The 26,330-nt window shown below is 62.3% G+C and carries 18 protein-coding genes and 1 tRNA gene; 11 read left to right on the top strand and 8 right to left on the bottom strand.

The window, feature by feature from the left end:
* The 3 genes from ABLE86_RS12155 to dinB all read right to left on the bottom strand — a co-directional run.
* A partial coding sequence (locus tag ABLE86_RS12155; protein ID WP_348779234.1) for a site-specific integrase occupies positions 1-281 on the bottom strand: 281 nt, incomplete at its 3' end.
* A gap of 317 nt (positions 282-598) precedes the next feature.
* On the bottom strand, positions 599-1,843 hold the full coding sequence (locus ABLE86_RS12160; RefSeq protein WP_348779235.1) for a Zn-dependent hydrolase: 1,245 nt from the start codon (positions 1,841-1,843) through the stop codon (positions 599-601).
* Positions 1,844-2,046: 203 nt separating this feature from the next.
* The gene (dinB, locus tag ABLE86_RS12165) at positions 2,047-3,135 is read right to left on the bottom strand and encodes a DNA polymerase IV (RefSeq protein ID WP_348779614.1); all 1,089 of its coding nucleotides are present in this window, start codon (positions 3,133-3,135) and stop codon (positions 2,047-2,049) included.
* 320 nt (positions 3,136-3,455) lie between these two features.
* Between dinB and ABLE86_RS12170 the strand changes: the two genes are divergently transcribed.
* The 5 genes from ABLE86_RS12170 to ABLE86_RS12190 all read left to right on the top strand — a co-directional run bounded on the left by ABLE86_RS12170 (position 3,456) and on the right by ABLE86_RS12190 (position 13,514).
* Complete coding sequence (locus tag ABLE86_RS12170; protein ID WP_348779236.1) at positions 3,456-4,214, top strand: ImuA family protein; 759 nt, start codon at positions 3,456-3,458, stop codon at positions 4,212-4,214.
* Positions 4,132-5,646, top strand: coding sequence for a DNA polymerase Y family protein (locus ABLE86_RS12175; RefSeq protein ID WP_348779237.1), 1,515 nt, complete (start codon positions 4,132-4,134; stop codon positions 5,644-5,646). The genes ABLE86_RS12170 and ABLE86_RS12175 overlap by 83 nt, the downstream gene beginning before the upstream one ends.
* Positions 5,646-8,906: an error-prone DNA polymerase gene (locus tag ABLE86_RS12180; protein WP_348779615.1), complete on the top strand. Its 3,261-nt coding sequence runs from the start codon at positions 5,646-5,648 to the stop codon at positions 8,904-8,906. Before ABLE86_RS12175 ends, ABLE86_RS12180 begins: the two co-directional genes overlap by 1 nt.
* Before the next feature lie 1,560 nt (positions 8,907-10,466).
* Complete coding sequence (locus tag ABLE86_RS12185) at positions 10,467-11,735, top strand: tyrosine-type recombinase/integrase (RefSeq protein ID WP_348779238.1); 1,269 nt, start codon at positions 10,467-10,469, stop codon at positions 11,733-11,735.
* Between the two features lie 303 nt (positions 11,736-12,038).
* Positions 12,039-13,514, top strand: coding sequence for a DUF6538 domain-containing protein (locus ABLE86_RS12190; protein WP_348779239.1), 1,476 nt, complete (start codon positions 12,039-12,041; stop codon positions 13,512-13,514).
* A gap of 302 nt (positions 13,515-13,816) precedes the next feature.
* Here the strand turns inward: ABLE86_RS12190 and ABLE86_RS12195 are convergent, their stop codons facing one another.
* Positions 13,817-16,681 carry a DNA methyltransferase gene (locus ABLE86_RS12195; protein WP_348779240.1) on the bottom strand — a complete coding sequence of 955 codons (2,865 nt, stop codon included), beginning with the start codon at positions 16,679-16,681 and terminating at the stop codon, positions 13,817-13,819.
* Positions 16,682-17,266: 585 nt separating this feature from the next.
* On the opposite strand from ABLE86_RS12195, the gene ABLE86_RS12200 reads away from it, so the two are divergent.
* From ABLE86_RS12200 to ABLE86_RS12210, 3 genes are all read left to right on the top strand, one after another.
* Entirely contained in the window at positions 17,267-17,590 is a 324-nt protein-coding gene (locus ABLE86_RS12200; RefSeq protein ID WP_348779241.1) for a hypothetical protein, read from the top strand.
* 633 nt (positions 17,591-18,223) lie between these two features.
* Complete coding sequence (locus ABLE86_RS12205; RefSeq protein WP_348779242.1) at positions 18,224-18,457, top strand: hypothetical protein; 234 nt, start codon at positions 18,224-18,226, stop codon at positions 18,455-18,457.
* 281 nt (positions 18,458-18,738) lie between these two features.
* The gene (locus ABLE86_RS12210) at positions 18,739-19,329 is read left to right on the top strand and encodes a recombinase family protein (RefSeq protein ID WP_348779243.1); all 591 of its coding nucleotides are present in this window, start codon (positions 18,739-18,741) and stop codon (positions 19,327-19,329) included.
* 146 nt (positions 19,330-19,475) lie between these two features.
* Here ABLE86_RS12210 and ABLE86_RS12215 read toward each other — a convergent pair.
* Together ABLE86_RS12215 and ABLE86_RS12220 are read right to left on the bottom strand one after the other, a co-directional pair.
* A tRNA-Gln gene (locus ABLE86_RS12215) sits at positions 19,476-19,549 on the bottom strand.
* Between the two features lie 180 nt (positions 19,550-19,729).
* Complete coding sequence (locus ABLE86_RS12220) at positions 19,730-20,659, bottom strand: YbhN family protein (protein WP_348779244.1); 930 nt, start codon at positions 20,657-20,659, stop codon at positions 19,730-19,732.
* A 260-nt stretch (positions 20,660-20,919) separates the two neighbouring features.
* Here ABLE86_RS12220 and ABLE86_RS12225 point away from each other — a divergent pair, with 260 nt between their 5' ends.
* Positions 20,920-22,299, top strand: a complete 1,380-nt coding sequence (locus ABLE86_RS12225) for a Ppx/GppA family phosphatase (RefSeq protein ID WP_348779245.1) — start codon at positions 20,920-20,922, stop codon at positions 22,297-22,299.
* Positions 22,296-23,009 (top strand): RlmE family RNA methyltransferase, encoded by a 714-nt coding sequence (locus ABLE86_RS12230; RefSeq protein WP_348779246.1) that lies wholly within the window; start codon positions 22,296-22,298, stop codon positions 23,007-23,009. The genes ABLE86_RS12225 and ABLE86_RS12230 overlap by 4 nt, the downstream gene beginning before the upstream one ends.
* 15 nt (positions 23,010-23,024) lie before the next feature.
* Here ABLE86_RS12230 and ABLE86_RS12235 read toward each other — a convergent pair whose 3' ends face one another.
* Together ABLE86_RS12235 and ABLE86_RS12240 are read right to left on the bottom strand one after the other, a co-directional pair.
* A complete protein-coding gene (locus ABLE86_RS12235; RefSeq protein WP_348779247.1) occupies positions 23,025-24,437 on the bottom strand; it encodes an MFS transporter in 1,413 nt (470 codons plus the stop codon).
* 189 nt (positions 24,438-24,626) lie between these two features.
* Positions 24,627-24,818: a hypothetical protein gene (locus tag ABLE86_RS12240; protein ID WP_348779248.1), complete on the bottom strand. Its 192-nt coding sequence runs from the start codon at positions 24,816-24,818 to the stop codon at positions 24,627-24,629.
* Between the two features lie 229 nt (positions 24,819-25,047).
* On the opposite strand from ABLE86_RS12240, the gene ABLE86_RS12245 reads away from it, so the two are divergent.
* On the top strand, positions 25,048-26,313 hold the full coding sequence (locus ABLE86_RS12245; RefSeq protein ID WP_348779249.1) for a M20 family metallopeptidase: 1,266 nt from the start codon (positions 25,048-25,050) through the stop codon (positions 26,311-26,313).
* Positions 26,314-26,330: the final 17 nt, after the last annotated feature.

Genomic DNA, 26,330 nt, shown 5'->3' on the forward strand with positions numbered 1-26,330 from the left:
AGATCGGGGCGGTCGACCGTGTGGGTGAAGAAGAAGCGCAGGGCCGAAACGATGCTGTTCCAGGTTGGCACGGGAACACCGTCGTCCTGCTGCCCGACCTGGAACCGGCGCAGATCATCCGGCGTCGCCGTATCCGGCGGCCGGCCCAGAAAGCTTGCGAACCGTCCGACATCGCGCAGGTAGTTGCGCTGCGTCTCCTGGCTGAACCGGCGCAGGGTCATGTCGTCGATCAGCCGCTGGCGCAGCGGGCTGATCGGTGCATCGAGAACAGGATGGGGCATGGTCGGGCTCCTTGTTGAAGAAGCCCGAGATGCTCTGCCCCAGCCGGACGACGTTCAATGCGGGCGCGGGGGCCGGCCCGTGACCTCTACCCCACCGCGCGCGCCCATCCCGCGCAGCGGGTTCGTTCCTCGGCCCCCTTTGCGTCATTCCACAGATTGGGCCCAATTGACGTTTCTGGCGCGCAATGGCTGATCCGCAACGATCCTGCGCTCCGATTCCAACTGAAGGAGCGACAGCGCGTATTGTGTCAGGAGGCCATCTGAAGGGTCTCGATACCATGGCGCCGCATTGGTTGCCGACGCGGAAGATTGCCCGCTTAGTACGCGAGTTTGTGCAGCGCACCCGCGAGCACGCGGATCCCGTCGACGATATCCTCGATGGACGAATACTCTTCCGGCGTGTGGCTTCGGCCGTCCTTGCTGCGCACGAAAATCATAGCGACCTTGGCGATCGCCGCCATCTGCTGCGAATCATGACCTGCTCCGCTCGCCATGGTCAGTGTTTTCACGCCCTGCGCCTCGGCTGCGCGCTGGATGGTGTTGATGAGATCCGGATCGCTAAGACACGGCTCGTGATCGATGCGATCGTGGATCTGGAGTTGCAGCCCGCGCCGCGTGGCGACCTCACGCATGAGCTCCTCTTGGCTGGCATACATCGCCCGGCGCTTCTCCGGATCGGGATGGCGCGCGTCGATGGTGAAGGTCACCGAACCCGGGATGACGGCCGGGGCGTTGGGCCACGGGCTGCAGCGCCCGATCGTCGTGACCGCGGGGCGGCCCATGCGGTGGGCATGGTCGATCACTCCCGACGCGATCTCCGCGAACCCCGCCATCGGGTCGTTTCGCAGGTCCATCGGAAAGGCGCCGGCGTGGTTCTGGACGCCTGTTAGGGTCACCTCGGTGTGCCGAATGCCGGTAATGGCATCAACCACTGCGACCGGGAGACCGGCCTGCTCCAGAACTGGCCCCTGCTCGATGTGCAACTCGAGAAAGGTGTCAATGTCATCGCGGCGCGCCTCCGGAATGCGGACGGGATTGAGTCCGACCGTGCGCATGGCGTCGGTGATCGACTCACCATCAAAGCCGCGCACAGAATCGATTTCGCTGGGCGCGATGCATCCGGTAATGGCGCGCGAACCCCAGAAGTTGGCGGTTGGAAAGCGGCTTCCTTCCTCCTCGCAGAGCGACACCGCTTCGAGCGTACGCTTCGGGCAGCCGTACTTCTCCTTGAGCGCACGAATGGCGATCAGAGCCGCCAGCACGCCGAGTGCTCCGTCATAGCGGCCGCCGGGTTTCTGCGTATCCATATGCGAGCCCGAGACGATCGACTTGCCTTTTTCGTTGCCTGGAAGCTTTGCCCAGACATTGCCGACGGCGTCGCTGGAGACGGCCAGGCCGGCCTCGCGGCACCAGCGGGAGAAGAGCGCGTTCGCCGCTCTCCATTCTGGCGAATATACGGTGCGCCAGACGCCGGTCCCGCTGTGTGCACCGATCGCACCGAGTTCCAGGATCAGGCGTTCTACCTCGGCGCCGTTGATATCGATCCTGTCCCCAAGCGCCATGGCTGGCTCCTCGTTTCTTCGGTCTGGTGATGAGATGGCGGTGGGACGTTACCCAAAGGCGACCTCGCGTCCCCGCTCGGCGTTTGGCCGGACGGTAGAATGTCTGCCGCTTGGCAAGTAGGCAAGTGAATCCTTCTGCGGAAGGCGAAGAATAGACCGAGACGACGTCAACAATTCGATTTCGAATGGCGCGGCGTTGCACGCTAAAGCAGGAATTCGAGTTGGTCCGCGGACGGCACGTTACTCCGGCCAAGGCCCGAAAGCGTAACGCCCAGCAGCCGAACCGATTTCCGGAAGGGATGGGCTGCTTCCAGTAGCGTCGTCGCGGCCGTGAGGATCGCGTTGTCATCCGGGAACGCGGTCGGAACGGTCCGGCTGCGGGTAATGATCTGGAAATCCGCGAACCGGATCTTCACGGTCACGGTCTTGGCCGCTAGGTCATGGTTCGCGCAGTAGCGCCAGACCTTGGCGACCAGAGGCTCCAGCTCGCGTTTTGCCGCCTCGAGGTCAGCGATATCGATCGCGAATGTGTCTTCCGCGCCAACCGACTTTCTCTCACGATCCGGCCTTACCTGCCGGTTGTCGATGCCGCGCGCGATGCCATGGAAGTAGGGGCCTGATTTCCCGAAGTGGTCTGTCAGGAACTCGATGGATTTTTCTTTCAGATCCGCGCCGGTCTCGATCCCGAGCGCCGCCATCTTCCTTGCCGTGGCTGGGCCGACCCCATGGAACTTTTTGACCGGGAGACCCTCAACGAAGGCGGGGCCGTTCTTCGGGGAGATGACGGCCTGGCCATTCGGCTTGTTGAGGTCCGAGGCCATCTTGGCAAGGAACTTGTTGTAGCTGATGCCGGCCGACGCGTTGAGGCCGGTGACCTGCTTGATCCTGCCACGAATCTCCGTGGCGATATCTGTCGCGATTGCGACGCCTTTAAGATTCTCGGTGACATCGAGATAGGCCTCGTCGAGCGACAGCGGCTCGATCAGCGGCGTGTACTCGGCGAAGATCGATTGGATTTGCATCGAGACGGCGTGATAGACGTCGAAGCGGGGTTTTACGAAGATAAGCTCGGGGCATTGGCGTGCAGCGGTCACCGAGGGCATCGCCGAGCGCACACCAAAGACGCGTGCCTCGTAGCTGGCGGCTGCGACCACGCCGCGGGCGGCCGGGCTGCCGACGGCGACCGGTTTGCCGCGCAGATCCGGATTGTCGCGCTGTTCGACCGACGCGTAGAAGGCATCCATGTCGACATGGATGATCTTCCGCGTCTGTGTCGCCACTTGCTCGGTCATCTCACTTCCATCGAGCGCATGCGCGTACGGCGATTCCGATCTGGCGCGCGCTGCGTTCCCCCGAGTCGGTTGTTCAGTTTCTGTAGGTAGGCCGCCGTTATCTGTCCCTAAAAATTTGCAAGAAAAAATTCCTGTTTCGTTCTCTTTTCCCATCCTCTTGATCGGCTTTGCGGATTCCTCTCGCGAGACTGACCAACGCCGAGCTTCGTGATCGGGAACGCCTTTCGGGGTGGATTGACTCGTCAGGGCGAAAGGAACAAAAGAAGAACATATCAGCTTGAAGAGCTGCTGGAAACCCCAGAAGGAGTGCCATTTCTGCCGTGTCGAAGCCAGCCGTCAATCCTGTGCTTGCCGAGCTTCGAGAGCGCATCAGCCAGTTCGAAGGTGGAGGGGCACGTGCCAAGTCCGTGCTGCCGTTTGCGGTTCCGGAGATGGACCGTGCATTGCCGGGCGGCGGGCTCGCCTTCGGCGCGCTGCACGAGATCGCCGGTGGCGGAGGCGGGACGGTCGACGGCGCGGCAGCCGCGCTATTCGTGGCCGGCATCGCCGCCCGGACACGGGGCAAGGTGCTCTGGTGCATGACCCGCCCTGACCTCTTCTTTCCGGCGATCTCGCAGGCCGGACTTCATCCCGACCGCGTCGTCTGGTGCGAGAGTGACAAGGAGGAAGAGGTTCTGTCGGCGATGGAGGAGGGGCTTTCGTTCGGCGGCCTGTCTGCGGTGATCGGCGAACTGGTCCGCCTGCCGATGAACGCCTCGCGGCGCCTGCAGTTGGCGGCAGAGAAGGCCGGCAGCATGGGCATCGTGCTGCGACGGTGGCGACGACAGACCGAGGCATCGGACTACGGACAGCCGACGGCCTCGGCGACGCGTTGGCGCATCAGCACCCTGCCGTCGGAACAATTGCCAGTGGCGGGCGTCGGGAGGGCCCGGTGGCTGGCGGAGCTGCTGCGGGTGAAGGCGGGCGAGTGCGCCGAGTTCGAAATTGGAGCCCCCGATGCCAAGGGTCGTATCTGTCTACTTCCCGTTTCTGTCGATCGACCGGATCAGGCGCCAGGCTTGCGACGCCTTGCCGGCTGACAAGCCGCTCGTGGTGATCGCGCGTAGTGGCGCCAAGCGCTGGATATCCGCCGCGGACCCGACGGCGCTTAAGCTCGGTCTGAGAGTGGGAATGCCCGCCAGCAAGGCGCAGGCCATGGTCGCTGGTCTCCTGATGGTCGACGCGCGGCCCACCGACGACGCGGGGGCGCTGGAGCGATTGGCGCTGTGGGCGCTTCGCCAATACAGCCCTGTCGTCGCGGTGGACGGCGTCGATGGTCTCGTTATGGACACCGAAGGGGCAGACCATCTTCAGGGCGGTGAGGAGCTTCTGCTTTCCGGTCTCGTCAATCGAATGCGCAGCCACGGTCTGACGGCGCGGGCGGCCATCGCCGACACCTGGGGCGCTGCGCATGCGTTTGCCCGGCTACGAGCAGCGGAGACAACCATCGTGCCCGTGGGCGAGGTTACCAAGGCGGTCATCGACCTGCCGATTGTGGCCCTGCGGCTTGCCACGGAGACTGTTCAGGGTCTGCGGGTGCTCGGCATCGACACGGTTGGTCAGCTCTCGGCCATGCCGCGCGCGCCGCTGACGCTGCGGTTCGGTCCGGAACCGGCCCGCCGCCTCGACCAGATGTTCGGCCGGGTCGCTGAGCCGATCGAGCCGATCCGCACCCCGGAACTCGTCGAGGTTTCGAAGAACTTCGCCGAGCCCATCGGGGCGGCGGAAACCATCGCCAAATACGTCCACCTGCTGGTCGGGCAGCTCACCGCCCAGCTCGCGCAAAACGGCCTTGGCGCGCGGCGTTGCGACCTCATCATCCATCGCGTCGACAACACGCTCCAGTATATGCGCGCAGGTCTCGCCAAGCCGGTCCGCGATTTGGCGCGCCTGTCGAAACTGCTCTGCGACCGCATCGAGACCATCGAGCCGGGCTTCGGCATCGAGAAGATGGCCCTCGTCGCCATCTCTGCCGAGCCGCTGGAGGAGCGGCAGGTCGTGTCGTCACTGCTAGATGAGGCGGTCGCCGACATCACGCCGCTCGTCGACATTCTCGGCAATCGCGGCTATCGGCTCTTCCGGGTCGCACCTGTCGCCTCCGACGTGCCGGAACGATCGGCCCGACGCATCTCGCCGACAGCGCCGGATATCGGGCAGGCCTGGGCCGCCAAGTGGCCGCGGCCGTCGCGTCTTCTCGCAAACCCCGAGCGCATCAAGGTCATTGCGCTGCTTCCGGATCAGCCGCCTGCGGTCTTCACCTGGCGCGGCAAGCGACGGAAGGTCATTCGCGCCGACGGTCCGGAACGCATCTTTGGCGAATGGTGGCTGCGCCCGCGCGAATTCCAGGCGGTGCGGGACTATTTCGTCGTCGAGGACGAGCTCGGCGAACGCTACTGGGTCTACCGTGCCGGCGACGGCGTCGACCCGGAAACCGGCTCGCATTTGTGGTTCCTGCATGGGGTGTTCGGATGATGCGCTATGCCGAGCTGCAGGTCACCACGCACTTTTCCTTTCTGCGCGGCGCGTCGAGTGCTGACGAGCTGTTCGTCTCCGCAGCGGCGCTTGGCATCGACGCGCTCGGCGTTGTCGACCGCAACAGCCTCGCCGGCATCGTGCGCGCCTGGGAGGCGGCCAAGGCCACCGGCGTGCGGCTGGTGGTCGGTTGCCGCCTCGATTTGACGGACGGCATGTCGGTTCTCGTCTACCCGATGGACCGCCCAGCCTATTCGCGCCTGACCCGGCTGCTTTCCCTCGGCAAGGCTCGTGGCGGCAAAGGCAATTGCCTGATCGATTTCGCGGACGTTGCCGAACACGCCGCCGGGATGATCGGCGTGCTGGTGCCCGACGAAGCCGACGAGGCCTGTGGCGTCCAGCTCCGCAAGCTGGCCGATTTGTTCGGGGGCCGGGCCTATGTCAGCCTGTGCCTGCGACGGCGGCCGAACGATCGCATGCGCCTGCACGGCATCGCCACCCTGGCCGCCCGGTTCAAGGTCAGGACGATCGTCACCAACGATGTGCTCTTCCATGAACCCGGCCGGCGGCAGCTTCAGGATGTCGTGACCTGCATCCGAACCCGCACGACCATTGACGATGTCGGTTTCGATCGCGAGCGCCATGCCGACCGCTACCTGAAGACGCCAGAGGAGATGCACCGGCTCTTCGCCGAGTATCCCGAAGCGCTTGCGCGCACGCGCGAAATTGTCGAGCGGTGCAGGTTCGATCTCGCCGAGCTGCAGTACCAGTATCCGGAAGAGGCGATCGTGCCTGGCCTCGATCCGCAGCAATCGCTGGTCAAGTTCACCTGGGAGGGCGCTGCTGGCCGCTATCCCGAGGGCGTGCCTGAGAAGGTCCGCAAATCCCTGCGGCATGAGCTGGAGCTGATCCGGGTCATGAACTATGCGCCCTATTTCCTGACGGTCTATTCGATCGTGCGTTTTGCCCGGTCGAAGGGCATCCTGTGTCAGGGCAGGGGATCGGCCGCAAACTCGGCCGTGTGCTACTGCCTTGGCGTGACCTCCATCGATCCGGAGACGAACGACCTGCTGTTCGAGCGCTTCGTCTCCCGGGAGCGCGACGAGCCGCCGGATATTGACGTCGATTTCGAACACGAGCGCCGCGAGGAGGTCATTCAGTGGATTTATGACACCTATGGTCGAAGCAGGGCGGCGCTCTGTTCGACGGTGACCCGTTACCGTGCCAAGGGCGCGCTGCGCGACGTCGGTAAGGCGCTCGGCCTGCCGGAGGACATGATCGGACAGTTGGCCGCGGGGGTGTGGGGCTGGTCGGAAGGGGTGTCCGAACGCCAGCTCAAGGAGAATAACCTCAATGTGGCCGACTATCGGCTGAAGCTGACGCTGGAACTCGCGCAACAGCTCATGGGCGCGCCGCGCCATCTCGGCCAGCACCCGGGCGGCTTCGTGCTCACCCATGACCGGCTCGACGATCTCGTGCCGATCGAGCCGGCGCGCATGGACGACCGGCAGGTGATCGAATGGGACAAGGACGACATCGAGGCGTTGAAGTTCATGAAGGTCGACGTGCTGGCGCTCGGCATGCTCACCTGCATGGCGAAGGCCTTCGCCCTGATGGCCAAACACAAGGGCGATGTCCGCGACCTCGCCTCCATCCCGGCGGAAGATCCGAAGACCTACGCGATGATCCGGAAGGCCGATACGCTCGGCACCTTCCAGATCGAAAGCCGCGCGCAGATGTCGATGCTGCCGCGCCTGAAGCCTCGCACCTTCTACGACCTCGTCATCCAGGTTGCCATCGTCCGGCCCGGCCCGATCCAGGGCGACATGGTGCATCCCTATCTCCGTCGCCGGGAAGGCAAGGAGCCGGTCGACTATCCCACGCCGGAACTGGAGGCGGTTCTTTCCAAGACGCTCGGCATTCCGCTGTTCCAGGAGTCTGCCATGAAGGTGGCGATGGTCTGCGCCGGTTTCACGGGCGGCGAGGCCGACCAGCTCCGCAAATCCATGGCGACCTTCAAGTTCACCGGCGGCGTCTCGAAGTTCAAGGACAAGCTCGTCTCCGGCATGGTCAGGAACGGCTATTCGGCCGAGTTCGCCGAGCGCACCTTCAGCCAGCTCGAGGGCTTCGGCGCCTACGGTTTTCCGGAAAGCCACGCCGCCAGCTTCGCCCTCATCGCCTATGCCTCCAACTGGGTGAAATGCCATCACCCGGACGCTTTCTGCGCCGCGCTGCTCAATTCGCAGCCGATGGGCTTCTATGCGCCGGCGCAGATCGTGCGCGATGCCGGTGAGCATGGTGTTGAAGTGCGGCCGGTCTGTGTGAACGCGTCACGCTGGGACTGCACGCTCGAGGAGGCGGGCGAGGGCGACATGAAGGCGGTCCGCCTCGGCATGCGGATGGTGAAGGGGCTCGCCACCGCGGACGCCGCCCGCATTGTCGCCGCCCGCGCCGACCAGCCATTCGCCTCTGCCGACGAACTGTGGCGGCGGTCTGGGGTGCCGACGGCCGCGCTGGTGAAGCTCGCCGAGGCCGACGCGTTTTTGCCGTCGCTGAAGCTTCAGCGCCGTGACGCGCTGTGGGCGATCAAGGCGCTGCGCGACGAGCCGCTGGCGCTTTGGGCGGCCGCCGCCGAACGCGAAGCCCGCCAGGTCGCGGAATTGCAGGAGCCGGACGTTGCCTTGCCGTCGATGCGGGCAGGGCACGAGGTCGTGGAGGATTACGCGCATGTCGGGCTGACACTGCGCCAACATCCGGTCGCGTTCCTGCGCCAGGACCTGCAAGGACGGCGCGTCGTGACGTGTGCTGAGGCCATGGCCGCACGGGATGGTCGCTGGCTAATGACGGGCGGTCTGGTCCTCGTTCGCCAACGGCCGGGATCGGCCAAGGGGGTCATGTTCATGACGCTTGAAGACGAAACCGGCATCGTCAACGCAGTCATTTGGCCCAAGCTGTTCGAGCGGCAGCGCCGGCTCGTACTGTCGGGCACGATGTTGGCGATCAACGGCAAAATCCAGCGGGAAGGCGACGTCGTTCATCTCGTCGCCCAGCGGCTGTTCGACCTGTCGGGAGATCTCGGCCGGCTCGGGGAGCGGGATGTCCAGTTTCCGCTGCCGAATGGGCGCGGCGATGAATTTGCGCGTGGCAATGCCGCGCCCGATCCACGCGAGCGGCCGAAAGCGGCCGCGCCAGCGCGGGACATCTTCATACCCGACCTGCATATCGATCGGCTCAAGGTGAAAAGCCGGAATTTTCATTGAGCCATGGCCGCAGTGCCTGACGGCTTCGCGCCGGCGGCCGCCAATCCGTAAGGGGGCGCTTGGTCATTACCCGGAAGCAGACATCGTCAACGAACACTTTGTAGCTCGCGGCTGCGCCACATAGATGCCCGCCTCGGTCCGCCGGGACAGGATTCTTTTGTGGGGTTGGAGGAGCAAAAATCGGAGAGCGATCTTCGTCAGCCTGTGTTTCCACCCTCAAGTGGGAGCGCATACAGCCTCCATCACGACAATGTGAGACGAGCCAGCAGGGGGCGGGGTCCGGTCTGGGGCTAACTCCAGGGCTCGCGATCGGGAATACTTCAATCAAAGGTTGCCAAGGATTCGTCCCTTCGCTCGAGTCAGCGACAGCAAGGCCATTTCAAGCGGCTGATGCGTCGATCCGACCTGCGCAAAGGATTCATTTTGTGCGACGAAGGACCCGTGTTGCGTGATTAAGGATTCATTTCAAGAATAGGAATGTGAATCCCATTGTATGAAATATAAATCGGAAAGAATCATTAATGAAGTGACGAGAATGAGATGAGGAGGCCGGAGATGTTTTAATAGTCATAAATTACATCCTAAAATGGAATTCTTATAACCACAGCGCGGCCTTCACATTGCACATGCTCATCTTGATGACGGCCGCTGAGTGGAGGATGATGGTCGCCTCACACGTAGGAGCCCACAGACAACGAAGGAGCAGTCAGATCTAGCGGTCAGGGAGGTTATGAAACACCAAGAGTTACGAACCGCACGCATCTCCTCGTCGAGATCGCTGTCGGTTGAAATCGAGCGATCGTTCGAACGGATGGTGGTGTTGAGGGCACTTCGCAAGCTACGGGTGCGCGCCGCCCGGTCAACGGTTGCTGGGGGCGAACTCTTCTGTTCACACGAACGTAGGAGACCACAATGCCCAATGCACATAGGCATAACTCGGTCAGTGCATGCCGCGGTCATCTCAGCAATGACCATGAGGCGTCAGTCGCGCCACCTAAGGAGGTCCTTGGGCTACCCCATCCTCTTCGGCAGGCGACGCGAGGCTTCGACATGCGTCGCAAGAACGGGGTCATCTGGGCGATGATGGAGCACCCCGACGACAATGATTGGCCCGGCGTCGCCCGGGCCGAAGTTGAGCAGGTTTGGGAAAGGCATCCCTACCCCCCGCCTGAAGGCCGAGACGGCCTGGAAGGAAAGCTGAGGAGGGCGAGATGAAGATCCTCGCTAGCCATGAGCTACCAACGGAGACTCCTGAGATAGACCGCGGTCGTGCTGACCCATTGGCAAGCCCCTCCGACCGAAGCAGCCTAGACCTTGTCTGGGGAGCTGAGGCGATCGGCGATCTGCTTGGTATCACGACAAGGCGAGCTTTTCACTTGTTGGGACAGAACGCGATCCCTGCAAGGAAGATCGGAGGTCGATGGGTGGCCGCTCGAGCGCGCCTCCGAGAGTTCTTCCAGTTCCAACAGTAGCGGGCCCCAGAACCAGCCACTGAGTACGTAGCGCGTCAACTTTCGACAATCCCAGCGCGACTGTGTGCAGTCCGCGAGGAGGAGAACTATGTCTATTCGCAAGAAGAAATGGAAGAGCGGAGGGAAGATTAGGGCAGCATGGGTTCTCGACTACGTCGATGAGCATGGAAAACGTCGTCAGAAGACATTTCATACCAAGATGGAAGCAAAAAGCGCAGAGGCGAAGTTTAGATATGAGTTATCTGTGCGCCGTCATGTGGATGCAATAGATCAACTTACAGTAAATGGCGCCATAGAATTGTGGGCTAAATCTCGGGAAGGAGGTGATCTCGAGGAGGCAACGAAATTGTCTTACCAATCAATTGTAAAGTACAACATATTACCATTCATAGGTACTCGTCTATTGAATGATTTCTATATACAAGATGTTCTCCGATTTGAGGATGAGCTTAAGAATACTCCTTACCCGCCGGATTTTCCGTCCCCGCGTAAGCGTGGGCGACTACGATCGCGTGACGCTGTGCGACGCGCAACAATGGTGCTCGGAGCGATTTTCGCGACAGCCCAACTCCACGGTAAGGCCACGCACAATCCAGTCTACGCTATTCCGCGGAGGAAGCGCCCTTATCGCAAAACGGATCGAGAGAAAGTCGCCAATAAGCCGCAGGTCGGAGTGGACATCCCCACGCTAGAGGAGATCGGCCTGATACTCGACCATGTCTGTGGTCGGTACTGGCGACTGATCGTCGTCGTCATCTTCTCCGGGCTGCGCGCTTCCGAACTGCGAGGACTTCGTTGGATAGACATCGATTTCAAGCGCGGCGTAATCCAAGTGCGACAACGGGCCAATTTCCGCGGAAGGCTTGGGCCGCCAAAAAGCAAGGCCGGATTTCGGACAATACCAGTACCGCCGTATGTCTTGCAGATGCTTAGCGAATGGAAAGACGAGTGCTCTGGTGGATCCTTGGGCCTGGTGTTTCCAACAAAGAGGGGGACAGTCCCGGGCTATCAGGTCATCATCAGATGTTCGCTCCGCCCTACCATGAAGCGTGCCGGCCTGATGGTGGACAAGGGCAGGGTCGACAAGAACGGGAACAAAGTCCTGTCTCCCAAGTACACTTTGCATGCCCTTCGACACTTCTACGCATCGTGGTGCATAAATCGTGTGGAGGATGGTGGGCTGGGCCTCATGGTCAAGCAGGTGCAGGAGCGTATGGGTCATGCCAACATTCAGATCACCATGGACACCTACGGCCATCTTTTCCCCATCAGGGACGAGGGCGAAGCGCTCGCAAGAGCCGAAAGGCTCTTGCGACGCAACAAGGACGCAACAAGGACGTGGCGCCGAGGAGGCTAAGCCCTTGCTCGCAATAGGAGATCCGCGCAAGGAGTTGCGGAGCTGCAGTCCGTTGGTCCTCCGGGAGCGCCGGATTCGCCAGCATTTTGAGCCAAAATTTCGGCCGCGGAGCTTCCTATGCGGCATAAGCGTGACGCCAAGGCCCTCAAGGGTCGGAAAATGCTGCTAAGTCATTGAAAAATAATGGCTGGGGAACCTGGATACTCATTTCGCCCCTCGTTAAGCTCATGTATCCATTGACTTTCAAAGGCTTACCAACGATCTAGAGGTACGCAATAGAGGTACGCATTGAGGTGCGCACGGATGTCGCGGGCGGACAGACGTTTTCTTGAGAAGATGAATGGTGGCCGTTGGAGGGTGGTGGTGTCGGTACCCCGCGACCTCCAGAAGTTGGTCGGGAAGACCAAGCTGAAAGAGCCGCTAGACACGGACAGCCTCGTCGTAGCTAATCAGCTAAAGTACGCCGTGGTCGCCAGGCTGAAGGCGACCATTGATCGCCATCGGGCGGGAACAGGTTCTGATGATCTTGCCCGCGAGGCACTAGCTCTGCGCGAGGCTTTGGCACGAACGGAGCGCGCATCCGAGCCGAGCGGGTACACCGATTATGATGCCTTAGCAGACACTATTGCCATCCGGGCGGAAGAGATCGCAGGAGCACCGCAGGGAGAGGAAGCCGGTCAACCCGTCTTCGACCCCGACCGCGAGGCACGGGCTATCCAGTTTGCCGACATCGCCTTCGGCCGTGCTACTCCCCTTGACGCACCTATGGACACATTTCTCGCAGAAACGAAGAGATGGAACGCCCGCACGAGGGCGGACTTTGAGCGTGCGTTTGGCTACCTCAGAACATGGATGCTATCGAAGTCCTATCCATGCACGGTGGAAGCAGTGACCCGCCGGGTCGCGGGCGAATTCGTCAGCAGTCGATTGGTGGAGCACGGCATGGCGGGTGCGACCATCAACAAGTATCTGTCTGGCCTCTCGGGCTATTGGAAGTGGCTCGTCAAAAAGGGGTACGTGTCTAGCAACGTGTGGGAGGGGCAGCGGGCTGAAAAGCGCCGATATGATCATGAAGAACTGGGCATGCGCGAGTTCACCTCTGACGAACTCGACAAGCTCTTTATGGGACAGCCAAAACGTTCCTTCGTCTATGACGCGATGGCGATTGCAGCCCTTACAGGTGCGCGGCTGGGTGTTGTTGTCTCCTTAAAGGTGCGCGACTGTCAGGAAGGCAACTTCCACTTTGCGCGAGCCAAGCACGAGAAGCATTCGCGCCTGGTACCAATTCATCCCGATCTGAAAGGCCTGATCGCCGCGCGTACGCGGGGGAAGAGGCCAGATGAAGACTTATTTCCGGAGCTTCCTCCCCTTGGACCGAATGACGACCCAAGGCGCGAACGTGGCCAGCCTCTAACCAAGTCGTTTGGAACCTACCGCCAGTCGCGTGGGGTCGAAGACCTCCGGCCAGACGGGCGGTCGCGGGTGAACTTTCACTCCTTCCGGCGGTGGTTCATATCGAGCGCGAGTAGGGCGCTGAATGAGGGAGCCACAGGCTACTCTCCATGGACGATAGCCGAGGTGGTTGCACACTCGAAGGACGACATGCCGCTGGACATGACTATGGCCCACTACAAGGCACCGGACGACATGAAGGCGCGGCGAGCCTGCGTTATGGCGGTTCAACTACCGCCAAAGGCGAGAAAAGCACTCCTCATGCGCTATCCCGCACCACTGGAATCGTCGCGCGTGGCAGATGAAGAATTGCTGACGCGAGCTTAACGCAACTCCCCAGTAGGCACACGGGGCAACCAGTCCGGGTTCCGCTCGACAACCCCATGCGTGCGATCTGCTAGCCGCGAGCTAGAGAACGCGGTCGGCCGGCTTCTCGCAGTCTTCGGAATAAGCTTGGGGGCTGAACACTCATGACCTGTGGCCAATGCCCCCGCTGTCATCCGGTGGCGGGGGCATTTTCATGCTGCGGTGGACACCGTAGAGAGGCATAGAGAGCGCGTGGTGTGTTCCACCACTCGGCTACTATGACGAGCGTATGCCCGACCCCGCAGCGCAAAGAAGTACAATCCTCACTGCTTGGCCGCACGCTCCTGGTTCAACGCGAACAGGCGCGCCAGAATTTCATCATCGGACAGGTCCGCAGGCCACCCATATGCAGCCGCCACAGCCTCGTCCAGCACCTTGTGGGCGTGCTGGAGCCATGCCGGGCGCTCGTTGTAGAGATTCGTCAGGGTGCGCTTCTTGAGCTTCCGGGCGGCATCCTCGTTGATCGGCAGGATGCGGTCGGGATAGCCGGGAAGCACCTCCTGTTCCCTCTTCACCAGATCAGCGGGATTGAGCCAGTTCTCTCGAAGCTCGTGGAGACGAGCCGCTGCCGTCGCGATAGCCATGGCGCGAGGGTCTTCGGCATAGTCTCCGGCCGGTATGTCCGGAGTCAGCCCCGCGGGGAACGGGAAGGTCTCAAAGGTGGTCGTGGGCGTGTAGCGCGGCCGGTCCTCCAACGAGGTTCCCATGCGCAACGACCATAACTCATGGAAGCGCGAATGAAGGATGCCGAAGACCGTGTCGTCATCCCGAGCAATGGCCACCACTTGGCTGTCCGGGACCGTGACGTTGGACACCCAGATGAACACCCGGTGTTTGGCAACTCGCGCAGTCGCTGCATAACGATTGCAGCCGTTCATGGCAGATCGTAACGCATGTCGAGGTCGTTGATGAAGCCACCAAGAGGCTTGACTGGAGGGATGTGCTTCCGTGAGTCGATAAGGTTTGACCTTTTGCTCGACATGATCGAAGGGGCTCTCGTAAAGTGCCGCATCATCCTCCGCTAGACCGGTGAAATCGATGATCCAATAGTCTCTTGGTCGTCTGACAACGTCGAGACCGTTGATCCATGGAAAGACTACATCAGCGTTGTTTCTGCCATTGGGGTTAGTGGGACACAATAGTAGCTCGCGGGCGGCTTCACCCGAGATATCGAAGTCACCGCCCTTCTGATTTCCAATGAACGCAACGTCCATATTCGTGGCAAGCGGAGCCGCCGTTGTTAGGTCGTAGGCGCTAGAGGTCAGGTCGCTGTTGATGCCAGCAACATCTGCCCCATCTAGGCGACAGGGAAGAGTTTCGTTTATCGTTGATGCGAACGAAACAATTGAAACACGGACGGCAGCGCCTTCGACAATCCATCGCTCATCTGCCCAAGCGTCAAAAATGCCCCCCATATCGGCTATTCGGTCCAACACCCTCCGATTGGCCCCACCTCGGATGGAATTCGTTGCGACTAAACCTGCCATGCTGGTTTGACCAGAGGAGATGAGTTCACGCGCCTTCTCGAACCAGTAACAAACAAGGTCGGCTCCGCCTGGAACTCTGTTGATGAAAAGCTGCCGAAGCTGTTGAACATATGGCGTTCCGAGACGATCAAGCATGAGCTTGTCCCCAAGGAACGGCGGATTGCCGATGATGGCATCGGCCTTCGGCCACCCGGCTTCTAGCCATCGCCCGCCTTCCTCGCCCGGCTCCCATGTCATCAGGGCGTCCCGGCATTCGATGGTCTCCAACGGCTTCAGGATGGGGTCCGCGCTGGCCGCAAAGCCGTTCTTCAGCATCCACTGGATTTCACCTATCCAGATGGACACGCGGGCAAGTTCGGCGGCATAGGGATTGATCTCGATGCCCTTGACCACCTCCGGGCCAATCCTCGGGAAGCCCCTTGGCAGCCCCAAGGCTTCAGCCTCAACCTGCGCCTTGTGCTCCAAGTCCTTCAACGCGCGAAGCGCGAGGTAGAGGAAGTTCCCCGAGCCGCAGGCAGGGTCGAGAACGCGGAAGTCGGCGAGGCGCTTCAAATGCGCGTCAAAGATAGCCTGGGCCTGGTTCCGAGCCTTGGTTGCGGTACCTCCCTTCGAGGAGGTGGCCTTGTCCATAAGAGCTGCGATCTCAGCCTTGGCCTTCTCCCATTCCGCCGTCAGCGGCTCCACGATGACCGGGTTGATGATCATCATGATCTTGTCCCGGTCGGTGTAGTGCGCGCCAAGCTGGCTGCGCTTGTCGGGGTCGAGACCGCGCTCAAACAGGGTTCCGAGGATGGACGGGTCGATATCACCCCAGTAGCGTTTGGCGGCGCTGTGGACGATGCCAATTTCTTCCCTGGTCAAGGCGAAGACGAGTTCGTCATCGAACAGGCCACCGTTGAACCACGCCACCTTTTCGAACCCGACGCGGCCACCTGTCTTCATCGCCGCGAACAAGCTCCGGGCGAAGCTTTCGAACTCCTGGGGGTCTTCCAAGGCGCGTTCCAGCATGCGCGTGAACATCGCATCCGGGAGCAGCTTTACGTCCTCCGCAAACATGCAAAAGACCAGCCGGTTGATGAAATGCGCAACTTGTTCGGGTTGATGACCACGAGCGCGCAACGAACGGGCAAGTTCGGCAAACTCCCCGGCGACCTCTTCGGTAAGCTCTTGCCGAGTCTTGGTGGGGCGCAGTGCCTCCGGGTCGGACAGCGCCGCCTTCAGCCACCCACGCTTGTCAGGGTCGGCAAGATCGCTGATGGCGATCTCGTAGGCCTTGGAAACCGAATTGGTCCAGTTCGTGTGGATGCGGATGGTCGTGCCGATGTCGGACACGATCAGCAGGGGTGGATTGTCCAGGGCGACGGCGTAGCGTTGAAGCTGCGCGAAGGCGGTGTCGAGATTGGCCTTCGTGCCCTTGTATTCCCAGCCGAAATGCCCGCGCTTGAACACGTCCGCGAAGCCATTGCCGCCAGTGGTCTTGGATGCGCCGACCTCGAAGCCATAGTCTTTGCCGGTCGGGTCAGCTTCCGCTGGGCTGGGCTCTCCCAGCATCCGGCAAAGGTCGAGGAAGTGTTCCTGCGCGGCAGCGCTCTCCTTGAGAGACGAGTTCAGCCATTTGGAAATAAATTGTTGCGGTGTCATGCGATGCGGAGCCCCCCTCAGGCATGTTTGGACGCGACAATAGGCAGGCAGTATGCCCGGAAGCAAGCCGCCGATATGCGAAGCAGTGCCGCCCGGGGCTCGCGAGCTAGGGGGTGTTTTCACGCTGCGGTGGAGACCGTAGAGCGCCGTTTGCTGGGTAGAGGGAGTTCTGTACCCGATTGAGGTCCGCGCGCCGCCACGGTCGCTGCGGGTGCGGCAAGAATGATGGTCAATTACCGCCCACAATATAGGAGGGATGGATTACCCCTCACAATAGGAGGGGGCCCAATCCCCGGCCCGGTTAAAGCTATATCTTATGAGACAGCTTTAGGCTCCCCTCATGCGGGCCAAGGACATGTCCTAGGACATACCCTTCTATGATCACCTTCTATCATCCCCTTCTACCTGGCTTGGTCTTCCGCCTTCTGCCAAGCCTGGCCAGAGGCTTTTCAGGAAGGTGATGATGATGGTCTCCCATTGGAGACCTCCCCCTTCCTGATCTTCACCATCCATCTCCAGCCGTCTTCACCCCGGTCCATCTGGTCCGAGGTCATCGGCACGCGACAACTGCAAGGAACAATCGCCATGCTGGTCATCACCATCACGTCGAATGACAACGGTCGCAGCTTCACCGCCTCCTGCGAAGGTGTCAGCTACAGCCATTCCCGGAAAGACCCCATCGCCCCGCTCTGCCGCAGACTTATCGACCATGGCCATTCTCCCGACATGATGGTCATGGTTTGTCGGGGAGCTTTCCCGGTCATGAAACCTCGCTCACTCGGCGCATGGGCCGAGCATGACATCGTGGAGGACGACAACCGTGGTCTTCTGCGCAGACGCTACAGGGCGCTGCCTGACATCCGAGGGGATGCCGCCACGCAGATCAATTGCGAAAGCCAAGCAGCCTGACTGATATCGGCAAGCTCCCGGCCTGAGCCGGAAGCCCCCTTGCTAGAAGGGTATCCAGAGGGTCACGGTGAGGCGCACCGTGGCCCTGTTTTTTTCGGAAGCTCGCGACTCCCTTCGTGGTCGGTAGGCGGCATTCTTTCCGCTGCCGCAGAGATCGTGGAGCCGCGCTTCATGTGGGCCGAAGGTTTCCGCTTGGGCGTTCATTGTTGCCGCTGCCGTAGAGGCCGTGGAGACGGTTTTCATGTTCGCCGAGGGATTTCCTCTTGGGCAGGCATGAGGCCGCTCTATGATCGCTACGGGTGCGGAAAATGGGCCTATGAGGGGGCGGGATGTTTTGCCGCAAAAATTCGAGCCGGTCCCTCTCACAATGGGGCGGCTGGCTTCCCCCTCCGCCCCCGAATGTTTGGCGTTTCTTTCGCGGCCACGTTGTCGGGAGACATGCCCACCCCTAGTTCAATCGCCCCGGAAAAATCCTGCTGGGGAAATGTCGGGTGGGCGCCTGGGAGACTCGGGGGACGTGCTGACAAGGTTTTGGGTTCGGCAGGCTCCCACGGTGACGCTCATCCCCGGACAGGCACGAAGCCCCTCCACGGCCTTCCCTGAGCCGGCATTAATGGTGTAGAGTTTACTCCTATGGACAGCATCTCCCGCTACCATATTTCCGTCTCTGAAGACGGCTTGTGGAACGTGATCGACACCTCCAGTGGTGGGCCTGCCGAGGTCGATCTCAAGGGCTTCATCGTACTGCTTTACCGGCTCCCCGAATGGGAGGCTAAAGCCTTGTCCAGTTGGCTCAATGAGCGCTCGGGCTACAATCGAGCAGGAGGCAGCGCGCGACCCTCCCGCTGGCCTCTCAAAGACCCCTGACAGCTGGCCGCGAGCCGCGCGATGCCGCTGGTCCATGTGCAAGTCTCGGTTCTCCTGACCTGATAGAAGGCACCAGACTGCGCTTGTCCTTTCTGCACTTCTCGCCCGCTCCGGCTTGCTGGTGCGGGCCTTTTTTCGCCCCGAGACGCGCCATACCGAAAACCCCTGGCAAAACCGGCTGCCTCGCCCCAGCCCTTTCAAGGGGGTCAGAAGCGGCTTGACCGCATACGGAAACCAATTGTATACGGTATAGTAATTTGAGCCGATGAGGACGTTTCCCTATGAGCAAGCGTGTTGCCATTTATCTACGCGTCTCCACTGCCGAGCAGACCACCGACAACCAGCGCCGAGAACTTGAGGCCGTGGCCCAGCGGGCAGGCTGGGAGGTGGTCCAGGTCTTCGAGGACAAGGGTATCTCGGGAACGAAGGGCCGCGATAAGCGACCCGCCTATGACGCGATGCTCAAGGCCGTGACGCGGCGAGAGGTAGACATGGTAGTGGCGTGGTCGGTGGACCGCTTGGGCCGCTCCATGCAGGAACTAACTGCGTTCCTGGGCGAACTCCATGGCCGTGGTGCTGACCTCTATCTCCACCAGCAGGCGCTCGACACCACGACGCCCAGCGGCAAGGCCATGTTCGGAATGATGGCCGTCTTTGCCGAGTTCGAGCGGGCTATGATCGTGGAACGGGTGAACGCTGGGCTGGCGAGGGCCAAGGCTCAGGGAAAGAAACTGGGCAGGCCATCGCATGGCGGCGAGATTGAAGCCAAGGTGCGTCAGCTTCGCTCGACCGGGATGGGTGTGGTGAAGGTGGCGAAGACGCTGGGCATCGGCGTGTCGGTCGTCCAGCGTATCGAGAAGGCAGCGGCGTGAGTGGCGTGTCCGCGTGAAGCGGGGCGTCTATTGGTTTTCCACAGGCTCCGGTGAGGTACGCAGAGAGGTGCGCACAGAGGTACGCAATGCGCGAGCCTGGATCGTAAGCTCTTGATAATTATCGGGAAATATCAGCGTAAAAAGGTTGGCTGGGGAACCTGGATTCGAACCAGGACTAACGGAGTCAGAGTCCGCTGGTCTACCGTTAACCTATTCCCCAGCATTGCGGCAAAGAACCAAGTGCCGCGGCTGTGTCGAAGCAGTTGTTGCTGCCTGATGCGGGGTGGGTTTTAGCCATGGCGGGAAAATAGTCAAGTGCGCAAAGCACTTCAATTCACGTTTCATCACGCCCAAAAACCGCAATGGGCGCCGGCGCTGCGAATTTTTCGCCATGCGGCGCTCAGGTGCGGCGGGAGAATTGGGTCTTCTCGAACACCAGAACCATCACCAGCGCCAGAATCAGCGGGATGATGAGATAAAGCAGGCGAAACACCAGCAGCGCGGCAAGGACTGCCACCGGGTCCATGTCGGACAGCCCGGCCAGGAACACCACCTCCAGCACGCCAAGCCCGCCCGGTGCGTGCGAAAGCAGCGCCACCGAGAACGAAATCACGAAAACGCCCAGCACGACGAAGTAGCCGGGATTCCCGGCCGCCGGCAGGGCGAAATAGATAATGGCCGCGGCGGCCATCAGCTCGATCGGCCCGATGATAAGCTGGCGCGCCACGATGGGCAGGCGCGGGTAGTGGATCTGCAGGCCGCCAAGCCGCAGCGGCTTCAGCCCGAGCCAGCTGCCGAAAACATAAAGGCCCACCAACGCCAGAATCATCGCGCCCGTTGTGCGCGAGGTCGAGATCGGCAGCACGTCGACGAAACGGTCGAGCACTTCCGGCTCGAATATCAGAAGAATAGCGCCGAGCAGCAGGGCGCCGAGCACGAAGGTGAAGGAACACAGCGCCACGAGGATGCCGACCTCCTGGCCAGTCAGGCCCTTGGTGGCGTAGGCGCGGTAGCGGATCACCGCCCCCGACAGCACCGAGCCGCCGATATTATGCGACAGCGCATAGGTGGTGAAGGAGCAGGCCGTGATGAAGCCGAAGGAAATCTTCTTTCCCAGGTGGCTGAGGGCGATGTGGTCGTAGCCGGCCAGCGCCGCATAGGCGACAATTGAACTTGCCATGGCCAGGATCCAGGCGCGCAGGGGAATCGCCGCCAGCCCGTCGCCCACATCCTCAAGCGAGATGCCGCGCAGTTCGTTGTAGAGCAGCCAGACCGAGAAGGCGACCGCGCAAAGCCCGATCACGGGCCAGATGTAACGCTTCCAGGTCATCTAGGTGCGGCCATGCCTGCGGGGCTCCTTTGGCGGCGTCGGTGGGCAGGAGGCCGGAAACCGAACCCCCAGCGGCGGTGTTGTTCCAGAAATGCCTGATCGAAGCCGGCTGTTCAACCTTCAAGTCGAGCGCCGTGCGGGTCTATTTTTCATCGATGCCCTTGGTGAAGCAGCCCGGCGCTGCTATCCTGCGCCCAACTGAAAAATCGAAGCGTCTGCAGCGTCCTCTCGGTTCGCGCGACGCAAGAAGGACATTGCAGGTGGAAGACCCCGAAACCGGCGCGCGGGCGCCGGAAGCGGGCGTGTCCAGCGGGAGCCGGTCGCCGCGCGGCGGACCGGGAAACCCGACGGCCAGCCCGAAAAAACGGGCGCCGGGCTCTCGATCCGCCGACAGGCAGGCGAGGGCCGAGGCACCGCAGGCCCCCAAGGGCAAGAAGCGTCGCAAACGCAAGCGCGGCCGCAAGGTTTTCGCGCGCGATGGCGCGCCTGCGCCCGCTGGTAAGGTCGCGCCTGCCGGCAAGGCTGCTGCTCCCCAGGCGCAGGCCGGCCGCCGCGGGGTTGCGGAAGCAGCTCGCAGCAACATTTCCGTCGCCATCGTCGACCGGCGCAAGGAACGACGAGTAGAGACGGGAGACCTCCCGGTCTTTGCCGCGCTCGACCTGGGCACCAACAACTGCCGCCTGCTGGTTGCGGTTCCGGGGCGGCCGGGCCAGTTCAGGGTGGTCGATGCCTTTTCGCGGATCGTGCGCCTGGGCGAGGGGCTTTCCACCACCGGGCGTCTGTCGCAGGCGGCCATGGACCGCGCCATCGAGGCGTTGAAGGTTTGCGGCGACAAGCTTGGCAGCCGCTCCATCCGGCGCGCAAGGCTGATCGCAACCGAGGCGTGCCGCTCGGCCGAGAACGGCGCCGAATTCCTTGCGCGCGTCGAAGCCGAGGCGGGACTGAAGCTGGAGATCATCGACCGCCAGACCGAGGCGCGCCTCGCCGTCTCCGGCTGCGGCTCGCTCGTGGAGCGCGGCACCGAAGGCGTCGTCCTGTTCGACATCGGCGGCGGCTCGTCCGAGATCGCTTTGATCGACATTTCCGGGCGCCGTTCGGCGCGCCTCGCCAACCACATCGTGTCGTGGACCTCGCTGCCGGTGGGCGTTGTCTCGCTGGCTGAGCGATTCGGCGGTCGCCATGTCACGCCGGAAAGCTTTGCGGCCATGGTTGCCGATGTGGCCGACCGGCTGGCGGGCTTCGAGGGGCGGGACCGCATCGATCATCTGATGGATAGGTCGCGTTTCCACCTGCTGGGCACCTCGGGCACTGTCACCACTCTCGCCGGCGTGCATCTGGGGCTGGAGCGCTACGACCGGCGCCGGGTCGATGGCCTGTGGATGGACAATGCCAGCGTGGACCGCATGATCGAGAAGCTGCTGGGCTGGGATTTCCAGGCGCGCGTGGCCAATGCCTGCATCGGCGCCGACCGCGCCGACCTGGTGCTGGCGGGCTGCGCCATCCTCGAGGCGATTCGGCGCGTGTGGCCTTCGGATCGGCTGCGGGTGGCGGATCGCGGCTTGCGTGAAGGCATATTGAGCGAATTGATGGCCGAAGACGGCGTTTGGCGCCGCAACTGGCGGAACGGATCACGTCCATGACCAAAAAACCCGAAAAAGCCGCCACGCGCGTGCTGAAAACGCGCATCAAGAAGAAGAGCGGGCTCAAGGAGTCGTCGCGCCGCTGGCTCGAGCGCCACATGAACGACCCCTATGTGCACCGGTCCAAGGCGGACGGCTATCGCTCGCGCGCGGCCTACAAGCTGATCGAGATCGACGATCGCTATCATCTGCTCAAGCCGGGCCTGCGGGTGATCGATCTTGGCGCGGCCCCCGGCGGTTGGTGCCAGGTGGCGGCGGCACGCACGAAGTCGACGCCGGAAAACCCACATGTCATCGGCATCGATTATCTGGGCATGGATGCCGTGCCCGGCGCGCCGGTGCTGCAGATGGACTTCCTAGACGACGAGGCGCCCGCCAAGCTGATCGAGGCTCTGGGCGGCGAACCGGACCTGGTGCTGTCTGACATGGCGGCGCCCACCACGGGCCACCGCCGCACCGACCATATTCGCACCATGCATCTGTGCGAGGTGGCGGCCGACTTCGCCATTTCGGTGCTGCGGCCGGGCGGTCACTTCCTGGCCAAGACCTTTCAGGGTGGAACCGAGGCGGATCTGCTCACCCGGTTGAAGCAGAATTTCCGCAGCGTGCATCACGTCAAGCCGCCGGCCTCGCGCGAGGAATCGGCGGAGCTCTACCTGCTGGCGAAGGATTTCAAGGGCCGCGCCAGTTCGGAGACAACAGCGGACTGAGGCCGCGCGTCGGCTTCAGCCCCTTGGCGCGGCCTCGATCGCGCGGGCCTTGCGCCCGCCATGGCCCGAAACCGCGCTGCCCGCGTCGGCTGCAAGCGCCATGAAGAAGAACGATGCCGTTGCCGAGATTGCGGCGACCAGAAAGAACGCCGTGTGAAAGTCGGCGAGGGTCAGCGTGCCGCCATGCAGTTGCGTGCTGACCTCCAGCAGGCCACCGCCCACCGCCACGCCAAGCGCAATGCTGATCTGCTGGAACACGGCGGTTATCGGGGTAGCCTTGCTGGTGTCGGCGTCGGAGATTTCGGCATAGGCCAGCGCATTCACGCCGGTGAAGAACATCGAGCGGATGAAGCCGCCGACCAGCAATATCGCCAGCATCAGTGGGTAGGGCGTCTGCGGCGTGAAGAAGCCATAGACGGCTATGGTGGCGCCGGAAACGAGAGAGCCGAGGATAAGCACCCAGCGGAATCCCGCTTTCCTGAACAGCCAGGCGGTCACCAATTTCATGCCGATGGCGCCGAGGGCCGAGACGAAGGTGATCATGCCCGACTCGAACGGCGTCAGCCCGAAGCCGATCTGCAGCATGAGCGGCAGCAGGAAAGGCACGGCGCCGATGCCGATGCGGAACAGGCTGCCGCCCAGAACGGAGGCGCGGAACACCTGGTTTCGAAAAAGGCTCAGCGCAAGAACCGGATGAGCCGCCCGGCGCGCATGAACGAGATATAGCGCGCCCGAAAGCAGCCCGACGCCGAGGGTGACGATTCCCACGCTTGGCGGCAGCGCCGGAAGGCTCACCACCGAAAGTCCGAAGACCACGCCGGAGGCCGCCACGCCGCTAAGCACGAAGCCGGCCACGTCCAGAGGCGGCACGCCGTTGCCCGGCGTCTTGGGCAGGAACCGCGTCGCTAGCCACATGCCAACGATTCCGATCGGTACATTGATCAGGAAGATCCAGTGCCAGGTGAAATAGGTGGTGATGAAACCGCCCACCGGCGGGCCCACTAAGGGCCCCACCAGCGCCGGAATGGTCAGCCAGGACATTGCGGCCACCAGCTCGCTCTTCGGCGTGGCGCGCACCAGCACCAGCCTTCCCACGGGCGTCATCATCGCCCCGCCCATGCCTTGCAGGAAGCGCGATACCACGAATTCGGCCAGTGATCCCGAGACGGCGCAGGCCACCGAGCCGACGACGAAGACCGCGATTGCCGCCCGGAACACGTTCTTGGCGCCGAAGCGGTCCGCCATCCAGCCGCTTACCGGGATGAACACGGCCAGCGCCACCAGATATGCGGTCAGCGCCAGCTTCAGAGCGATCGGGCTGGTGCCTATGTCGGCGGCAATCGCCGGCAGCGAGGTCGAGATCACCGTCGAGTCCATGTTTTCCATGAAAAGAGCGACGGCGAGTATCAGCGGAAGCGTGCGATTCACGAAACTGTCCGGCATTCCGGCCCAGGCGGCCTGCTGTGGCGTTGGTGGCGCCGATTGGTCATGACACAGCAAGTATGTCGCCGGCTTGTGGCGCAGGCAATCGAGCCACCGTTAGGCCAGATATTGTCGCCCTCGAAGAAACCCGCGGGTCAGGCTGCCGACGGTGATCTCGCTCAGGCGGCCAGGCTTTTATAGCGCGTTGGGCATTTTGCGCGGAAACAGCAGAACCTCGCCCCTGCGCGGCATGTGCTCCGCGGTCAGCGCAAGTTCCACCAGCAGTTCGATTGCTTCCTGCAGCTTTCGGCTGGCGGGGTCGCCGCCTTGAAGTTTTTGCTGCGCAATTTCCAGGTGACGCCGGGCGGCGGCGAAATCCGATCTCATTAGAGCCTCCATCCGCCCCCAGGAAAAAAATAGGCTCGGCTCGCTTGAAAAAGGCTCAACACAAAGCCTCGGATTTTAGCGATCGGGCTGTTTGTCGCCGTTTGCGGCCCCTCCCGCGCTGGCCGGTGCCAGCGGCGGTCGGGCGCGGGTGATTTCAAATTCGCGTTACGCTCATTCTGAAACGGGTTGCGCGAGCTAGTTACCCTGGCAGCAGCAATGGAGAACGATCATGGGGCCTCAACCGAGTTCTCCCGACCCGGCATTGCGAAATCTTGACGCGCTGCTTCCCGACCTGACCAGCCTTTACAAGGACATCCATTCGCATCCGGAACTTTCGATGCAAGAGACGCGCACCGCCGGCCTGGCGGCCGAGCGTCTTCGAGCGGCCGGCTATGAGGTCACGACGGGTGTCGGCAACACGGGCGTGGTCGGCCTGCTTCGCAACGGCGATGGCCCGACCGTCATGCTGCGGGCCGATATGGATGCGCTGCCCATCAAGGAAGCGACCGGTCTCGACTATGCCAGCACGGCAACCGCCACCGACCGCGAAGGCCAGACGGTCCCCGTCTCGCACATGTGCGGCCATGACATGCACGTGACCTGGCTTGCCGGGGCGACCAAGCTGCTCGCCGAGGCGCGATCATCCTGGCGCGGCACGCTGATGGCGGTATTCCAACCGGCAGAAGAAACGGGCGAGGGCGCACGGGCCATGATCCAGGACGGCCTGTTCACCCGCTTTCCAAAGCCCGACGTGATCCTCGGCCAGCATGTCATGGTGGGGCCGGCAGGCACTGTTGCTGGGCGCGTGGGGCCCATCACCTCGGCAGCGGACAGCCTGCAGATCCGCCTGTTCGGGCGTGGCGCGCATGGCTCGATGCCGCAGGCAAGCATTGATCCCGTGGTGATGGCTGCATCCACGGTCATGCGCCTTCAGACCGTGGTGTCGCGCGAGATTGCCGCCGCCGAAGCCGCCGTTGTCACGGTTGGGGTCTTGCAAGCAGGCACCAAGGAAAACGTCATTCCCGACGAGGCCATCATCAAGCTCAATGTCCGGACGTTCGATGCAGGCGTCCGCACCCGCGTGCTGGCCGCGATCGAACGGATCGTCAACGCCGAAGCGGCCGCCTCCGGCGCGCCCCGCCCGCCCGAGATCACGCCGCTCGACAGCTATCCCCTCAACGTCAACAATGCAGAGGCAACCAAACGCGTGGGGGATGCATTCCGGGGCTATTTCGGATCGCACCACGTCCATGAAACCGGGCCCGCGCCAGCCAGCGAGGATTTCGGATCGTTCGGATCCGAATGGAAGGTTCCCTCGGTTTTCTGGTTTGTGGGTGGCACAGACCCGGAAATCTACGCGAAGGCGAAAAAGGAAAACCGGATCAACGAGCTGCCGGTGAACCACAGCCCCAAATTCGCGCCCGTTCTTGATCCCACCTTGCGAATCGGGGTCGAGACGCTGGTCGTGGCGACCCGCGCATGGCTGAAAGCGTAAGCACTGCGTTCGGCGAG

This window comes from Mesorhizobium sp. KR2-14 (genome assembly GCF_040049255.1).
Lineage (GTDB): Bacteria > Pseudomonadota > Alphaproteobacteria > Rhizobiales > Rhizobiaceae > Pseudaminobacter.

Bases quoted from the DNA above. Each gene is read 5' to 3' on its own strand.
- ABLE86_RS12160 (WP_348779235.1), bottom strand. From the start codon at position 1,843: ATGGCGCTTGGGGACAGGATCGATATCAACGGCGCCGAGGTAGAACGC.
- dinB (WP_348779614.1), bottom strand. From the start codon at position 3,135: ATGACCGAGCAAGTGGCGACACAGACGCGGAAGATCATCCATGTCGAC.
- ABLE86_RS12175 (WP_348779237.1), top strand. From the start codon at position 4,132: ATGCCAAGGGTCGTATCTGTCTACTTCCCGTTTCTGTCGATCGACCGG.
- ABLE86_RS12180 (WP_348779615.1), top strand. From the start codon at position 5,646: ATGCGCTATGCCGAGCTGCAGGTCACCACGCACTTTTCCTTTCTGCGC.
- ABLE86_RS12185 (WP_348779238.1), top strand. From the start codon at position 10,467: ATGTCTATTCGCAAGAAGAAATGGAAGAGCGGAGGGAAGATTAGGGCA.
- ABLE86_RS12190 (WP_348779239.1), top strand. From the start codon at position 12,039: ATGTCGCGGGCGGACAGACGTTTTCTTGAGAAGATGAATGGTGGCCGT.
- ABLE86_RS12195 (WP_348779240.1), bottom strand. From the start codon at position 16,681: ATGACACCGCAACAATTTATTTCCAAATGGCTGAACTCGTCTCTCAAG.
- ABLE86_RS12200 (WP_348779241.1), top strand. From the start codon at position 17,267: ATGCTGGTCATCACCATCACGTCGAATGACAACGGTCGCAGCTTCACC.
- ABLE86_RS12205 (WP_348779242.1), top strand. From the start codon at position 18,224: ATGGACAGCATCTCCCGCTACCATATTTCCGTCTCTGAAGACGGCTTG.
- ABLE86_RS12210 (WP_348779243.1), top strand. From the start codon at position 18,739: ATGAGCAAGCGTGTTGCCATTTATCTACGCGTCTCCACTGCCGAGCAG.
- ABLE86_RS12220 (WP_348779244.1), bottom strand. From the start codon at position 20,659: ATGACCTGGAAGCGTTACATCTGGCCCGTGATCGGGCTTTGCGCGGTC.
- ABLE86_RS12230 (WP_348779246.1), top strand. From the start codon at position 22,296: ATGACCAAAAAACCCGAAAAAGCCGCCACGCGCGTGCTGAAAACGCGC.
- ABLE86_RS12240 (WP_348779248.1), bottom strand. From the start codon at position 24,818: ATGAGATCGGATTTCGCCGCCGCCCGGCGTCACCTGGAAATTGCGCAG.
- ABLE86_RS12245 (WP_348779249.1), top strand. From the start codon at position 25,048: ATGGGGCCTCAACCGAGTTCTCCCGACCCGGCATTGCGAAATCTTGAC.